General features: G+C 66.2%; 12 protein-coding genes. 5 read left to right on the top strand and 7 right to left on the bottom strand.

Translation table 11 applies throughout. The features are described from left to right. Positions 1-58: 58 nt before the first annotated feature. Complete coding sequence (locus tag AAHE99_RS22820) at positions 59-2,308, top strand: catecholate siderophore receptor Fiu (protein ID WP_342119684.1); 2,250 nt, start codon at positions 59-61, stop codon at positions 2,306-2,308. Between the two features lie 48 nt (positions 2,309-2,356). Here the strand turns inward: AAHE99_RS22820 and AAHE99_RS22815 are convergent, their stop codons facing one another. The 3 genes from AAHE99_RS22815 to AAHE99_RS22805 all read right to left on the bottom strand — a co-directional run bounded on the left by AAHE99_RS22815 (position 2,357) and on the right by AAHE99_RS22805 (position 4,537). Continuing rightward, positions 2,357-2,593, bottom strand: a complete 237-nt coding sequence (locus AAHE99_RS22815) for a hypothetical protein (RefSeq protein WP_342119683.1) — start codon at positions 2,591-2,593, stop codon at positions 2,357-2,359. 25 nt (positions 2,594-2,618) lie between these two features. After that, positions 2,619-2,963, bottom strand: a complete 345-nt coding sequence (locus tag AAHE99_RS22810; protein WP_342119682.1) for a KGG domain-containing protein — start codon at positions 2,961-2,963, stop codon at positions 2,619-2,621. Between the two features lie 155 nt (positions 2,964-3,118). Next, the gene (locus AAHE99_RS22805) at positions 3,119-4,537 is read right to left on the bottom strand and encodes a RecQ family ATP-dependent DNA helicase (RefSeq protein WP_342119681.1); all 1,419 of its coding nucleotides are present in this window, start codon (positions 4,535-4,537) and stop codon (positions 3,119-3,121) included. Between the two features lie 65 nt (positions 4,538-4,602). Here AAHE99_RS22805 and AAHE99_RS22800 point away from each other — a divergent pair, with 65 nt between their 5' ends. After that, the gene (locus AAHE99_RS22800; RefSeq protein ID WP_342119680.1) at positions 4,603-5,112 is read left to right on the top strand and encodes a GAF domain-containing protein; all 510 of its coding nucleotides are present in this window, start codon (positions 4,603-4,605) and stop codon (positions 5,110-5,112) included. Positions 5,113-5,191: 79 nt separating this feature from the next. Further along, positions 5,192-5,623 carry a DUF29 domain-containing protein gene (locus AAHE99_RS22795; protein ID WP_342119679.1) on the top strand — a complete coding sequence of 144 codons (432 nt, stop codon included), beginning with the start codon at positions 5,192-5,194 and terminating at the stop codon, positions 5,621-5,623. Here AAHE99_RS22795 and AAHE99_RS22790 read toward each other — a convergent pair. Beyond that, positions 5,620-6,453, bottom strand: coding sequence for an HDOD domain-containing protein (locus AAHE99_RS22790; RefSeq protein ID WP_342119678.1), 834 nt, complete (start codon positions 6,451-6,453; stop codon positions 5,620-5,622). The genes AAHE99_RS22795 and AAHE99_RS22790 overlap by 4 nt on opposite strands. Positions 6,454-6,461: 8 nt before the next feature. Further along, positions 6,462-8,486 carry a methyl-accepting chemotaxis protein gene (locus tag AAHE99_RS22785; RefSeq protein WP_342119677.1) on the bottom strand — a complete coding sequence of 675 codons (2,025 nt, stop codon included), beginning with the start codon at positions 8,484-8,486 and terminating at the stop codon, positions 6,462-6,464. A gap of 222 nt (positions 8,487-8,708) precedes the next feature. Between AAHE99_RS22785 and AAHE99_RS22780 the strand changes: the two genes are divergently transcribed. Continuing rightward, positions 8,709-9,443: a substrate-binding periplasmic protein gene (locus AAHE99_RS22780; protein ID WP_342119676.1), complete on the top strand. Its 735-nt coding sequence runs from the start codon at positions 8,709-8,711 to the stop codon at positions 9,441-9,443. On the opposite strand, the gene AAHE99_RS22775 is transcribed toward AAHE99_RS22780, so the two are convergent. After that, complete coding sequence (locus AAHE99_RS22775) at positions 9,437-11,644, bottom strand: TonB-dependent receptor (RefSeq protein ID WP_342119675.1); 2,208 nt, start codon at positions 11,642-11,644, stop codon at positions 9,437-9,439. The two genes, AAHE99_RS22780 and AAHE99_RS22775, sit on opposite strands and share 7 nt — an antisense overlap. Positions 11,645-11,741: 97 nt before the next feature. Between AAHE99_RS22775 and AAHE99_RS22770 the strand changes: the two genes are divergently transcribed. Beyond that, on the top strand, positions 11,742-14,897 hold the full coding sequence (locus tag AAHE99_RS22770) for a ligand-binding sensor domain-containing diguanylate cyclase (protein WP_342119674.1): 3,156 nt from the start codon (positions 11,742-11,744) through the stop codon (positions 14,895-14,897). 8 nt (positions 14,898-14,905) lie between these two features. Here the strand turns inward: AAHE99_RS22770 and AAHE99_RS22765 are convergent. Further along, positions 14,906-15,200, bottom strand: a 295-nt coding sequence (locus tag AAHE99_RS22765) for an energy transducer TonB (protein WP_342119673.1), incomplete at its 5' end; no start/stop codon positions are given.

Below are 15,200 nucleotides of genomic sequence, written 5' to 3'. Positions count from 1 at the left end.
CCAGTTTTGCAGGATGCAGCCAGCCGTAAATCATCAACTGCATCAACTGGAGAGAATTTTGACCATCCGTAGCCGCAAGCACCCGCTGGCCACCCAGCCCCTGCTGAAACAATCCCTGCTCGCCATGGCCGCCGTCGGCCTGCCGCTGTCCGCCGCCGCCCAGGCGCAAGAAAAGACCATGGCCGAAGTCAAGGTCGAAGCTAGCGCCGAAACATCCTACAAGGCCGAGCGTGCATCGTCGCCGAAACTGACCGCGCCGCTGCTGGACACCCCGCAAACCATTTCCGTGATCAAGAAGGAAGTGCTGCAGGAGCAAGGCGCCTCCTCCATCGTGGAAGCACTGCGCAACACCCCGGGCATCACCCTGCAGCTGGGCGAGAACGGCAACACCAGCGCCGGCGACACCTTCCAGATGCGCGGTTTCGCCGCCCAGAACGCGATCTTCGTCGACGGTATCCGCGACCTGGGCGCGGTCAGCCGTGAAGCCTTCAATATCGAGCAGGTCGAAGTGTCCAAGGGCCCGGCCGGCGCCGACATCGGCCGCGGCGCGGCCAGCGGCTACATCAACCTGGTGTCCAAGCTGCCGGTGCGTGAAGATTCCACCGCCGCCTCGCTGGCCTTCACCCAGGGCGGCGTCAAGCGCGGCAGCGCCGATGTGACGCGCAGCTTCGGCAGCAGCGGCGCCTTCCGCCTGAACGCCATGGTGCAGGACGGCAGCGTCAAGGGCAGCAATGCGCTGGACCGTGAAAGCAAGGCCATTGCGCCATCGATCGCCTGGGGCCTGGGTTCGCCAACCCGCCTGTACCTGTTCTCGCAGCACGTGCGCCAGAACAACGTACCGGACGGCGGTATCCCGAGCGTCGGCATGGAAGGCTTCTACAACGCCGGCGAGGCGCTGCGCACCGCACCGCGCGTGGACCGCAATAACTGGTACGGCATCAAGGGCGATTACGAAGACGTCGACGCCGACATGGTCACCGCCAGGATCGAACACGAACTGGCGCCGAAGACCACGCTGACCAACACCACCCGCTGGGGCAAGTCCAGGATGGACCGCATCCTGACCGGCATCAACACCCTGACCATGGTCACCCCTGCCCCGTCGACCTGGACCGTGAGCCGTTCGCGCCAGAGCGTGCTGCAAGAGAACAAGATCCTGGCCAACACCACCAATGTGGTCAGCGAATTCGAACTGGGCGGTCTGCAGCACACCATCTCGACCGGTCTGGAACTGCTGAGCGAGCAGCAATTCGTGCCGGCGCGCCTGGCCTCCAGCCTGGGCACCGCACCGGCAGCCAACCTGTATGCGCCGAACCCGAACGATGCGCTGACCGGTTTCAAGCCGGCCCTGAGCGGCGGCTTCTCCAAGGGCCAGACCGACACCATCGGCGCCTACCTGTTCGATACCATCAAGCTGAACGAGCAGTGGCAGGTGAACGGCGGCGTGCGCTACGAGCGCTACGAGACCGAAACCAATATCGGCAGCCACAACACCACCACCAATGTGGTGACCGCCACCCACTTCGAGAAATCCGGCAAGCTGTCCAGCTTCAAGGCTGGCGTGGTGTACAAGCCGACCGTGGACGGCAGCGTCTACCTGGCCTTCGCCAACTCGCAGACCCCGCCAGGCAGCGCCAACTTCTCGCTGGCCGCGCAGAACACCAACAGCATCAACAGCGCTTCGCTCGACCCGCAAAAAACCACCAACGTGGAACTGGGCACCAAGTGGGACGTGATCCAGAAGCAGCTGGCCCTGACCGCCGCCCTGTACCGCACCACCAACAAGAACGAGTTCCCGCTGCTGGTGGATGCGGCGACCAACACCTACGCGCAGCTGGGCAAGCGCCAGGTGCAGGGCATCGAGCTGGGCGCGGTCGGCCAGATCACCAAAAACTGGAGCGTGACCGCCGGCCTGGCCACCATGGACACCGAGATCAAGGAAGGCCTGACCGGCGGCAATGCGCCGGGCGCGGTCAGCCGCTGGTCGCCGAAGTTCTCGGCCACCCTGTGGACCACCTACAAATTCGACGACAAGCTGAGCTTTGGCGGCGGTGCGCGCCACCAGGGCAAGCAGGTGCGCCTGATCGACGCGACCCAGGCGCCGGCCACCAGCAATATGCCGTCGATTCCGGCTTATACCGTGGTTGACCTGATGGGTTCGTACAAGCTGCAGAAGAACGTCAGCCTGCAGCTGAACGTGTACAACCTGTTCGACAAGTTCTACCTGAACTCGCTGAACAATAGCGGCGCCCGCGCTTCGCTCGGCGCGCCACGCTACGCGCAGCTGACCGCCAACTTCCAGTTCTAACGGTTGGTGGCGAAGAAATAGGCGGGCACGCAGCCCGCCTTTTTTTATTCAAACGCCGGAACTTGCATCCGGCCCCGGTGCACCGCCTTCGGTGCCCAGCGTACTTCCGCCCTGCCGCGACCCGCTTTCCGTGGCGCTTTGCCGGTTGCCCGGTAAAGGCCGGTCGGCGCGGCGGACCTGGCCTTCCGGAATCGTGCTGCTATTGATCTCCGGATGCTCAGTGTCGACCAGCACAAAATTTTGCTGGTTCTCCGTATCCTTGCTCGATTTGTCAGGCCGTCCCATGCTGGCCTCCTTGCTGCTTAGGAACTCAATACTTGTCACCGCCCTGCTTATTGCCCTGGTAGTCCTTACCCTGGTAGTCCTGGCTAGCCTGCTGGCCTTGCTCGGGCTGCTGCTCGGTGCGGCTGGCGTTGCCACGCGAACCGCTCTGGCGGTTGCCATCGTTCTTGTGGCTCATGCTGCCGGCGCGGCGTGCTTCCTCGGAAGTGAACTCGTGCGCCGTGCCCTTCTGGTGGGCGGCGCGGCCGCCTTCGGAAGCGATTTCGCGCTGGCGTTGCGGATCCATGGATGCAAAGCCGCGTGCGCTTTGTTTGCTGCCGGAAGGGCTGTCCTGCCGATTGCCCCGTTTATCGCCTTGGTTACTCGAAGCCATGATTCGTCCCCCTGCTTGGTTCGATGGAAAAGACTCCCACCCCTTGGTGTGTCGGCGCGGGAGAACTCATGTTAGTGCAAGCACTGTACAGGTAATATAGGACGTTCAGCGCGACAAATGTAGGATATCGCCTACCTAATTTCGATTGGGAAAATTTATACCTGCACAGTTGGCGGGCTAAGGCAGTTGTCACAGCAGCCGCAACGCTCTAGACCAGCCCCTTCATCGGCGAAATAATCGAGCAACAGCTTCCACCGGCAAAAGCCGCTTTGCGCGTAGGACACCATCCGGGTCAGGGCTTCCCGGTCACGCTCCTGCTTTTCGCGATAGTGTTCCGCTAGCCGTTCGAGGTCGAGCGGGCGCGGCGCCGCGCCATCGAGCCGGTATTGCAGCTTGCGGTCCTGGCGCAGCCACCCGCCTTCCTTCAGCAGCTTGAGCGCCACCTGGCTGCGTTTGTCGCGCGGCCGTTCGCCGCGCGCGGCAGCATCGTAGGCGGCGCGCAGCAAGGCGGCGTCCGGGTAATTCCGTGAAAGGAAGAACTGCTGCACGCGCTTGTCCTCGTGGAAGTAGAGCAAGGTGCAAGCTGCTGCGGCGCCATCGCGCCCAGCACGGCCGGCCTCCTGGTAATAGGCTTCCAGGCTGGCAGGCACCTGCAGGTGGGTCACGAAGCGGATGTCGGGCTTGTCGATGCCCATGCCGAAAGCATTGGTGGCCACCATCACGCGCCGCGCGCCGGACATGAACATTTCCTGGTTCTGGCGGCGTTCGGTGGCATGCAGCTTGCCGTGGTACAGCGCGACGCTTTCGCCGGCCTCCTCCAGCGCTGCCAGCAGGTCCTGCGCCGCCTTGACGGTGGCGGTGTAGATGATGCCGCTGCCCTGGTTTTCGCGCACCAGCCGCAGCGCCTCGGCCGCGCGCTCGCCGGCATTGGTTACCTGGCGCACGGCCAGGTGCAGGTTGGGCCGGTAGATGCCGGTGTTCACCACGCGCATGCCGGGCGCGCCCAGTTGCTGGCGGATATCGTCCACCACGTCGTCGGTGGCGGTGGCGGTCAGCGCCAGCACCGGCGGACGGCCCAGGGCGTCGAGCGCGGCGCCGATATCGAGGTAGGCCGGGCGGAAGTCGTGGCCCCAGCGCGAGATGCAATGCGATTCGTCGACCACCACCAGGCCGATGTCGGCCTTATGCAGCAGCGACATGAAGTCCGGCGTCGCCAGCCGTTCCGGCGTGCAGAACACGATGCGCTCTTGCCGCTCGCGCAAGCCTTGCAGCGCTTCTGCCTGCTCGCCGGCGGGGATTTTGCTGTTGAGCTGGTCGGCCGGCAAGCCGATATCGTCCAGTTTTTCCACCTGGTCCTTCATCAGCGAGATCAGGGGCGATACCACCACCGTGCTGCCCTTCAGCAGCGCCGCCGGGATCTGGTAGCACAGCGACTTGCCGCTGCCGGTCGGCATGATGGCCAGCGTATCGCGCCCCGCCAGCACGCTGTCGATCACTTGCTGCTGGCCCGGGCGCAGCTGTTCCATGCCGAACACGTCGCGCAACATTTTACGGATTTGAAGATGAGTAGCCATGCGGGGCACGGTAACCCGATTGCTGGTAAGATGTCGGCGTCCTAAGTAACATACCGAGCGGCAATATGTCCTTCTCCATCACTGAAACCACCTACAGCACCGATACCCCGGAAGCCAAGCGCGCCATGTACGAAGACCTGCGTTCGCAGCTGACCGGCCTGGTGCAAGGCGAGCATGACTGGATTGCCAACACGGCCAATGCCAGTTCGCTGGTGTTCAACACCATGCCGGGCCTGAACTGGGCCGGCTTCTACTTCATGCAGGGTCCGGATGAACTGGTGCTGGGCCCGTTCCAGGGCAAGCCAGCCTGCATCCGCATCAAGAAAGGCCGCGGCGTATGCGGCAGCACCGTTGAAAAGCGCACGACCATCGTGGTGGAAGACGTGCATGCCTTCCCTGGCCATATCGCCTGCGACGCCGCCTCGCGCTCGGAACTGGTGGTGCCGGTGTTCGGCCACGATGGCGAAGTGATCGGCGTGTTCGACCTCGACAGCCCGCGCCCGGGCCGCTTCGACGCGGTCGATGCGGAAGGCATCGAATCGCTGGTGCGCATCCTCGAACAATCGCGCCGCTGATCTGCCTCAAAAACCGTCCCGGTCGCGCTTGACTGGGGCGCGTGCCGGCGCCTAGCCTGTCCTTTAGGGAGGGCTAGCCATGAACCACACTGCCTACGAAGAAGATTTCATCCCCTGGGTCGAAACCCAGGCTGCCTTGCTGCGCGACCGCAAGTTCGAATTGCTCGACATCCCCAATCTTTACGAGGAGTTGACCAGCATGGCATCGCACATCCGCCACCAGCTTGCCAGCCGCCTGTGCGTGCTGGAAGTGCATCTGCTCAAATGCCGTTACCAACCGGTTCGCAAGTCGCGCAGCTGGCGCAAGACAATGCTGGAGCAACGCACGCGCATCGAATTGCTGATCAAACGCTACCCCAGCCTGCGGCAAGACCTCGCTGACGAGGCCGCAAGCGTATACCCGTCCGCTGCGCGCAAGGCGGCACGCGAAACTGGTCTGGCGCAGACCGTTTTGCCGGCCATCTTGCCTTTCGCGGTAGACGAACTATTGGATTTTGACTACGAGCCTTAAGCCAGCAACGCAGCGCCCATCGAACCCGCTTCGCTGGCGGCGCGTTCGAGCAGCGCGGCGAGGTCGGGGAAAGTTGCCAGGCAGTGCACCATGTCGGCGCGGCGCACCAGGTAATCGTCCTGCGGCGCCGGCAGCGGCGAGAGTACCGGGCTCAAGTGGCGGGCCAGCAGCAGCGTATCGCGCAGGCCGGACGGCGGCAGGCTGATTGCGCCATCGCGCAGGGAAATGATGGCCGCTGCGACCGGTTCCGGCACCTGCAGCTTGCGCAGCACTTCGCGCGCCACGATTTCCTGCACCGGGCCCATGCGCGGCCCCAGTTCCTCCAGCACGCCCGGCACCTGGTCGGCGCGCGACAGCAGGTAGAAATTCCCCGCCTCATGCACGATGCCGGCAAACAGCGCGGTATCGGGATCGGTGCGCGTGATATGGCGCGCCACCTGGTAGGCGATGGCAGCGACGTGGGCCGAATATTTCCATAACTGCTCGGCCTGCGCGCGCAGCTGCGGATCGCGCAGGCGCGCGCCGAACTGGCGCACCACCATGGCGGCCGCCAGCGAATACAGGTTGCGGTAGCCCAGGCGCAGTACGGCAGCGCGGGCGCTGGTGACCGGCTGGCCCTGGCGCTGGAACACCGCGCTATTGGCCAGCGCTACCGCGCGTGCGGCCAGCACCGGCTCGGCCAGTACCTTGCGGCTTATTTCGTCGTCGTGGCAATCAGAGTCGGCCAGCGCCAGCTGCAATGCCAGGGCGGCATTGACGCTGGTGGGGAACACCAGTTCCCCACGCTGCACTTCCGAAATGATGGTGGCAAGATCCCTGAGCTTTTCCATGCAGGAAATTATACCGAGGCGGCGCGCAATGCGCGCACATTGCCTCCCATGCGTCGCGCCGCCGAGGCCGTGCGCGCGGCCGGCGCCGCCACCCGCTCCTCATTACCCAGCGTGAAGATGCTGATCGATTTCACCAGCATTTGCGCCTGGTCCTGCAGGCTGGCCGAGGCTGCGGCGGTCTGTTCCACCAGCGCCGCGTTCTGCTGCGTGGTGTCGTCCATCTGCGTCACCGCCATATTGATCTGCTCGATGCCGTTGCCCTGCTCGGCCGAGGCGGTGGCGATTTCCTGCATGATGACGGTGATGCTTTGCACGCTGTTCAGCACTTCCTGCATGGCGTGCCCCGCCTCGCCCACCAGGCGGTTGCCCTGCTCGACCCGGTCCACGCTGTGGTTGATCAGGTCCTTGATCTCCTTGGCGGCCGAGGCCGAACGCTGCGCCAGGTTGCGCACTTCGGAAGCCACCACGGCGAAACCGCGGCCCTGCTCGCCCGCCCGCGCCGCTTCCACCGCCGCGTTCAGCGCCAGGATATTGGTCTGGAAGGCAATGCCATCGATCACGCCGATGATGTCGACAATCTTGCGCGAGCTGTCATTGATCTCTCCCATGGTCTGCACCACTTGCGACACCACCTCGCCGCCCTTGCTGGCGACATTGGAGGCGTTGTGCACCAGGTTGTTGGCCTGGCGCGCGTTGTCGGCGTTCTGCTTGACGGTGGAGGTCAGTTCCTCCATCGACGAGGCGGTCTCTTCCAGGTTGGACGCTTGCGATTCCAGGCGCGACGACACATCGGCATTACCGGTGGCAATATCGCGGCTGGCCGCATTGATCTGGTCGACGCTGGCGCGCACGTCGGACACGATGCCGCGCAGGCTTTCGCTCATGGTCTTGAGCGAGCGCAGCAACTGGCCCACTTCATTGGGCGGGCCCACGTCGAAATCGTTATCCAGCTTGCCTTTCGCCACTTCGTCGGCCACCGTGATGGCGTTCTGCAGCGGCACCGTCACCGAACGCGCGATCAGCAGGCAAATCCAGGCCGCCAGGACAAACAGGCCGACCATCGACACGATCATGATCCAGCGCTGGCGGGTGAAGCCGCTGACTTTATCCGTCAGCATCAGGTCCAGTTCCTTGGCCGCCGCTTCATTCAGGGCGAACTGCAGGTCGATGGCGGCCGTGGTTTTGGCCACCCACTCCTCGCCGGAGTAGCTTAGCGGATCGGCCTTGACGATCTGCTCCGTCCCAAGCTCGACGATCTTGCTCGCCGCATCCCCCGCATCACGCATACGCGCACCGAGCTTGGCTTCGATGTCCGGATTGGCGGCAGCGGCCTTGCTGAAGGCGGTCATGGTCTGGTCCAGGCGATCCGTCACGCGCGCCATGATGGAGGCGATCACCATGCGGTCTTCCGCCGTGGCTTCCTTTTTCGCCAGCAGGCCGGCCCCCTTGGCGCGGGTCTTGCCGGTTTCTTCGGTCAGCCACGGCAGCTGGTAGAACATAGCCTGGATCAGCTGGTAGCTGTCCTTGTCGGGATCGAGGCTGAGCCCGTAGGCATCGCCAATCAGCTCGTTAATCTTGAGCAGCTTGGGCATCAGGCCGGTGTGGCCCGCATAGCTTTGCGGTACGGTCAGCTTGCCCTCGGCCACTCCGCTGCGCAGCGTCTGCCACTCCTGCTTGGCGGCGCTGAAGGCGCCGATGATGGCCTTGTCGCCCAGTGCAGCCACAGCCTTCTCCAGCCGCTCATAGGCGGCATCGGCTTCCTGCTGTTTGGCGCGGCGTTTTTCCGCCGCCGCTTGCACCCCGCCCAGCACCAGCGCGGACAGGCCGCGATGCTGCTGGGTGTATTGCACGACCTTGAGGCCATCGACCACCACGGGCAAGCCTTCGTGTTCGCCCTGGTAAGCGTCGAGCACCTTGCCGGCCTCGTGCATATACAGGTAAGCCGGGATAATCGCCAGCAAGGCAGCGATCAGGCCGAGAATCATGAACTTGTGGCCCAGCTTGAGCTGGCCAAGAAGAGAGGTAGGATTCATGGCATTTTCCCAAAGTAAAGATCGGTAGAGGGGTGCGCACAGCACTGCGGCCCCCCTTGCTTTGATCATATGCCGAATTAATGCCGGGCGTTACAATTAGTGAGAATTGACTATAAAAATCTCTTTCCTGACCACCAGATCTGTTGCAGGCGCGCGAAACATTTGCCAATGAAGAATTTAACTTTCATGATGCTATCGCCACTGCTTTGCTATAGTGCGGCTATGAAATTTCTTTTGCCGCTCCTGTCGCTGCTTTTCGCGCTGCCGCCAGCGGCCAGGGCCGACACCATCACCGTCTACACCAGTGCCAATTTCGCGCCCCTGGTGATCGACGGCAGCCGCGGTATCTATCATGATGCAATTGACTATCTGAACAAGCAGGCGCCGCAGGGCACCAGCTTCCGCCTGGCCTACTTGCCGCGCAAACGCCTGCAAATGCGCCTGGAAGATGGCACGCTGGACGGCATTGTGATCGGCATGATGCCGCAGTGGTTCGACGATATAGCTCAGAAGAAATACCTGTGGACCATGCCGTTCGCGGTCGACCGTTTTGTCCTGGTGTCGCGCACGGAGCGGCCGCTGCAGCCCGACGTCCCCGGCTCACTCAGCGGCAAGTCAATCGGCCTCACCCTGGGCTATGTCTACCCCGGCATCGACGAGTGGATCCAGCGCCACGGCCTGGTGCGCCAGGACGCCATGAGCGAGGAAATCAACCTGGAAAAACTGCGCCGCGGGCGCATCGATTGCGTCGCCGTGTCGGAGTCGGTGGCGCGCTACTTCGTACGCCTGCATTCCCTGAACGGCAGCCTGACCTTCGTCGACCTGCCGGGCCGCGCCACCGAGCGCCGCTTCCTGGTGCCGCTGGGCCGCAACGACCTGTACGACACGCTGCTGCCGATCGTCAAACGCATGCGCGACGATCCGCAGTGGCTGCGCGCTACGGCCCGCTATCAGTAATTCAGGCGCAGCTGCACGCCGTAGGTGCGCGGCTCGTTCACCACGGCGGTGAAGTTGTTGAAGTCGATCGCATTCACCGCCACCACCTTGTTGGCCAGGTTGCGCACGAAGGCCGCCACCTCATAGCGGTCGCGCCCATCGCGGTAGCCCAGGCGCAGGCCGCCATCCACCAGGGGACGCGCCTTGTACTCCACCGCTTCGTAAATGAAGAAGTTATATTTGCCGCGGTAGGCCCAGTCGGTATAGGCATACAGCTCGCCGTCGCGCCAGGGCTGGCTGTAGCGCAGCGTGGCATTGGCGATCCAGCGCGGCGAGCGCGGCAGCGGGTTGCCATTGATGAACACGATATTGGCCGCCGTCGGGCGCGGGTCGAGCACCGTGCAGCCATTGCCGCAGGGGACCACGAACAGGCCCGGGTCGCGGATTTCGGTGTCGTTGAAGCTGGCGCCCAGGCTGGCGGTCCATTCGCTGCTGGGGCGCGCCAGCCATTCGAACTCGACGCCCTGCCCGCGCACCTTGGCCGCGTTCACCAGCCGGTTCTGGTTGACCGTGCCGCTGCCGGCCGTCAGCTGCATATCGTCCACCGTGTAGCGGAACAGCGCCACGCCGAGGCGCTGGCGGCGCTGGGCGAAGTCGAGCTTCCAGCCGGCTTCCCAGCTCAGGGCCTGCTCGGCGCGCGCCACGCTGATGCTGTTGCCGAACAGGATGCGGCCCTGGATCGATGGCGCGCGGTAGCCGGTCGCCACCCGCGCGTAAAGAGTGCTGTCGGGCGCCAGTTCCTTGGTGGCGCCCAGGTCCCAACTGAGGTCGTTGCCGCGCGGGTCGGCTGTCAGGCCCGGAATCGGCACGCCGCCCGGCGCCGGTTGCGGGCGCGTGGCGAAGAATTCCTTGCGGTCCCTGGTGTAGCGCAGGCCGGCCCGCAGCAGCAGGCCGGGCTGCGCGCGCCAGGTCATGGCGCCAAAGGCGGCAGCGGAGCGGCTGTCCTGGCGCTGCCAGGCGTAGCCATTCTGCACATTGCCATTGAAGGAATCGAAGTTGAAGCTGTCGATGCGGATCTTCTCGCGGAAGCCGTACACGCCGGCCAGCCAGCTCCAGGGCTGCGCCGGATCGGACTCCAGCCTTAGCTCCTGCGTCAGCTGCTTGTGCCCGGGCAGCGCATCGGCCGTCTCGGACGGGAAAGGGATGCGGCCCGGCCCCATCGGCGCATGGGCCAGCGAACCGTAGCCGGCGTCGACGTCGGCGCGGCTGAAGAAACGCGCCCGCTCCCAGGCTGAAATCGCATGCAGGCTGAGGCCATCGAACTGCCAGCGCAGGCGCAGGCTGGCGCCGCGCGTATTGAGGAACTGGTAGTTCATGCCGTCGGTCGGCAAGCTGGCGTAGTCGAAACCGGGCACCAGGGCATTGCTGCCCTTCTGCAGCACGTTGGCGCGGAACAGCGTGGCGCGGCCGGCCATGCGCCGCCCGTGGCCGTTCAGCAGTGCGCTGAAGGCAGCGCTGGGCTGGTACAGCAGCTGCAGCCGCGCCGCGTTGTCGTGGTAGCCCTCGAACTCTTTGGTCGGCGCACCGGGCCGGTCATTGAACACGCGGTTGTCGCGGTGCTGGCTTTGCAGCGAGACGCGCAGCGCCAGCGCCTCGCCCAGCGGCGTGTTATAGGCGCCGTCCATATTGCGCAGGCTGTCCTTGCCGTAGCCGGCGTTCAGGTAGCCCTCGCGCTTGAGCACCGGGCGCGCCGATTCGAACTTCACCACGCCGCCCGGCGCATTGCGCCCGAACAGGCTGCCCTGCGGGCCGCGCAGCACTTCCACCTGCTGCAGGTCGAACAGCGGGAAGGATTTCAGCAGCGGGCTTTCCTGCACCACCTCGTCGTACACCACGCTGACCGGCTGCGCGGCATTGAGGTCGAAGTCGGTGTTGCCCAGGCCGCGCAGGTAAAAGCGCGGGAAGGAGCGGCCGAAATCGGATTCGACATGCAGGCTGGGCAGGCGCGAGGCGAGGTAGCGCAGGTCGCGTCCGCTGGCGGCCAGTACGTCGAGCGCTTCGCCGCGCAGGATCGAGACATTGAACGGCACTTCCTGCACCGGTTCCGGCCGGCGCTGGGCCGTCACATATACGCTGGGCAAGCCGTCGCCGGGAGTGTCTTGCGCTCCTGCCTGCGCCGCCGCGGCCAGCCCGGCCATCACCATCGTCCACTTTGTGCGCATGCTGTCTCCCCGCGTGGCTGACTGTCTTGACTGATGCTAGCAGACAAGGCTCAGCATGGCATAATGCCAGTTCCCGATTTTCAATTTCCCGTAGGCAATGTTCGCTCCCCGTCCGCTGCTGCGCAGTGTCCTGTTCGCCTGCCTGTGCGCTGCCGGCACTATCGCATCGGCGCAACAGCGGCCCGGCTTGGTGTCGTTTGCGCGCATCGCGGTGCCGGACGACGTGCCGGCCCACCTCAGCACGGCCATGGTGCAGGACGGCCAGGGTTTGCTGTGGATCGGCACCCAGGACGGGCTGGTGCGCTACGACGGCTATGGCTACAAGGTGTTCCGCCCGCGCCCCGGCGATCCGCAGGCGCTGGGCGGCAGCTACATCCGCAGCCTGCACACGGCGCGCGACGGCCGGCTGTGGGCCGGCACCATCAGCAGCGGCCTGTCGGTATTCGACCCGCGCACCGAGCGCTTCACCCAGTACCGCCACGACCCGCAGCGCAAGGACAGCCTGGCCAACGACCGCGTCGAGAGCATCGCCGAACTGGCCGGCGGCACGCTGTGGCTGGCCACCGACGGCGGCCTGTCGGTGCTCGATCCGGCCAGCGGCAAATTCAGCCACTACCGCCATATCGAGGGCGACCGCAACAGCCTGGCCAACGACCAGTTGCGCGCCGTGCTGCTCGACCGCGAAGGCCGGCTGTGGGTGGCCGGCCAGGCCGGCCTGCAGCGCTGGCTCGGCGATGGCCGCTTTTCGGCGCCGGTCGGCCCGGCCAACGCGATCCGCCTGTTCCAGGACAGCCAGGGCCGCATCTGGATCGCCAGCGGGCGCGAAGGCGCCGCCGTCTACGACCCGGCCAGCGGCAGCGTGCGCGCGGTGCCGGGCCTGAGCCACTACTGGATCTACAGCATCGCCGAACCGGTGCCCGGTGAGATCTGGCTCGGCACCTTCGGTTACGGCATCGACGTGGTCGACAGCGCCAGCCTGGCCGTGGTGGAGCGCCTGCGCCACGACAGCACCGGCGTCTCCAGCATCGGCAACGACCGCATCGGCGCGCTGCTGGTGGACCGCTCCGGCATTGCCTGGGCCGGCACCTGGGGCGGCGGCCTGGCGCGCCACGACCCGGCCAGCCGCGCCTTCCTCAAGCTGCGCCACAGCCCCGCCAACCCGCACGGCCCGAGCCACCCCGCCATCGTGCGCGCGCTGGAAGCGGCCGACGGCCGCCTGTGGCTGGGTACCAACGGCAACGGCGTCGACGTGATGGATGGCGCGGGCAAGCTGGCGGCCGGCTTCCGGCCCGACGCCAAGCGCCCCGACGCGCTGGCCGACGGTGCGGTCACCTGCCTGGCGCAAGGACCGGACGGCAGCATGTGGGTCGCCACCCTGGACGGCACGCTGCACCGCCAGCGTCCGGGCCAGAGCGGCTTCCAGCGCTACGGCACCGCACAAGGCCTGCCGGGCGGGCCGATCCGCACCATGGTGTTCGGCGCCGACGGCGCGCTGTGGGCCGGCGCCCTGCATGGCCTGGCGCGCATCGGCGCCGACGGCGCCATCAGCGCCTGGCGCCACGACCCGGCCGACCACGGCACCCTGTCCGGCCGCGAGGTCGAGGCGCTGGCCTTCACGCCGGACGGCACGCTGTGGGTCGGCACCAACGACGGCCTCAACGCCTTCGACACGCGCAGCGGCCGCGCCCAGCGCATCCGGCGCGAGCCGGCGCGCGTCGACAGCCTGCCCGACAACTGGGTGCCCGACCTGATGGTCGACCGGGACGGCCAGCTCTGGCTGGCGACCCAGGCCGGCGTCGCCATCCTGCGCTCCTTCGACGGCCAGACCGCGCGCTTCGACCACCTGTCGGCGCGCCTCAAGCTGCCGGCCCACCCGCCCGAATCGCTGCTGCAGGATGCGCAAGGCCAGGTCTGGCTGGGCGGCCGCGTGCGCATCGATCCGCTGACCTGGCGCTGGCGCAGCTTCGACCGCGCCGACGGCAATGAATTCCGCACCCTGTACTTCGCCAGCCGCGCCCGCACGCGCGACGGCGACCTGCTGTTCGGTTCGCCGGAAGGCTTGCTGCGCGTGCGCCCGCAGCTGCTGCGGCGCTGGGAATACAAGCCGGCCGTCACCGCCACCGCGCTGTCGATCGACGGCGTCGAGCAGCCCGGCGCCGGCGTGCTCGGTGCGCGCACCCTGCTGCCGGGGCAGCGCGACCTGCGCCTGGAGTTCGCCGCGCCCGACTTCAGCGCGCCCGAGCAGCAGCAATACCGCTACCGCCTGGACGGCTACGACGCCGGCTGGGTCAATGTCGATGCGCGCCAGCGGGTGGCGGCCTACTCGCACCTGCCACCCGGCGACTACCAGCTGCGGGTGCAGGCCAGCAACCGCACCGGCCAGTGGAGCCCGCGGGAATGGCAGCTGCAGCTGCACGTGCAGCCGGCCTTCTATCAGAGCTGGTGGTTCCGCAGCGCCATGTGGCTGTTGGGCGCGCTGGGCGTATTCGGCCTGTTCCGCCTGCGCCTGCACCAGTTGCGCCGGCGCGGCAAGCTGCTGGAAAAACTGGTGGCCGAGCGCACCGCCGAACTGGAAGCGGCCTCGCGCCGCCTGGAACAGGCCAGCCTGACCGACCCGCTGACCGGCCTGCACAACCGGCGCTACCTGGAGCAGACCATCCAGGCCGACTTCGACCTGGCGGCGCGCCGCCACCGCAACCTGCCGCCCGAGCCGCATGCCGACTTGGTGCTGTTCATGCTCGACCTGGACCACTTCAAGCGCGTCAACGACGAATACGGCCACGCCGCCGGCGACGCCGTGCTGCAGCAGACCGCCAAGGTGCTGCGCCAGTGCATGCGCAGCTCCGACCACATCGTGCGCTGGGGCGGCGAGGAATTCCTGCTGGTGGCGCGCTTTATCGACCGCGACGACGCGCCGGCGCTGGCGGAAAAGATCCGCCAGGCCATCGCCGCCCATGACTTCGCCATTCCCGGCGGCCAGGTGCTGCGCAAGACGGTATCGATCGGCTTCGCCGCTTTCCCCGGCATGCCGGGCCGCCCCAGCGCACTGACGCCGGAATCGCTGCAGCGCCTGGCCGACGCCGCGCTGTATGCGGCCAAGCACACCTGGCGCGACGCCTGGGTCGGGGTGCAGGCGCGCAGCGGCGAAGCCGGCCTGTCGCGCTTCCTGGCCGATCCCACCAGCGCGGTGGAAGCTGGCGACGTCGAACTATTGGTGCCGCAGCAGCGCGGCCGTGTCGTGAACTGGCATTGAGCGCGCGCTCACAGGCTGGTGGCGCTCGCCACCAGCAAATCCAGCTTCAATTCGCTGCGCACCGCCTGCTGGCCGGAGCGCGCGGGATGAAAGCGCAAGTCCAGCAATGCGGCTTGCACCCTGCCGGTATCGGCCTCGCTTAGCCGGTGCGGCCCGGTCTCGGCGCGCTCCACCGCGCCTTGTTCATCGATCCAGAAATGCACCGTGAGATTGACGGGTGGGACGTCCGGCAGCAACAGGACGCGGCCACGCAATCCGTCGGCCACGCTGGCCGGTGTGGTAATCGGCGGCCCTGCTGCCGGC

Origin of the sequence: Pseudoduganella sp. OTU4001, assembly GCF_038440195.1 — a bacterium.
Lineage (GTDB): Bacteria > Pseudomonadota > Gammaproteobacteria > Burkholderiales > Burkholderiaceae_D > Rugamonas.
This window is presented reverse-complemented; position numbering and strand designations above follow the sequence as displayed.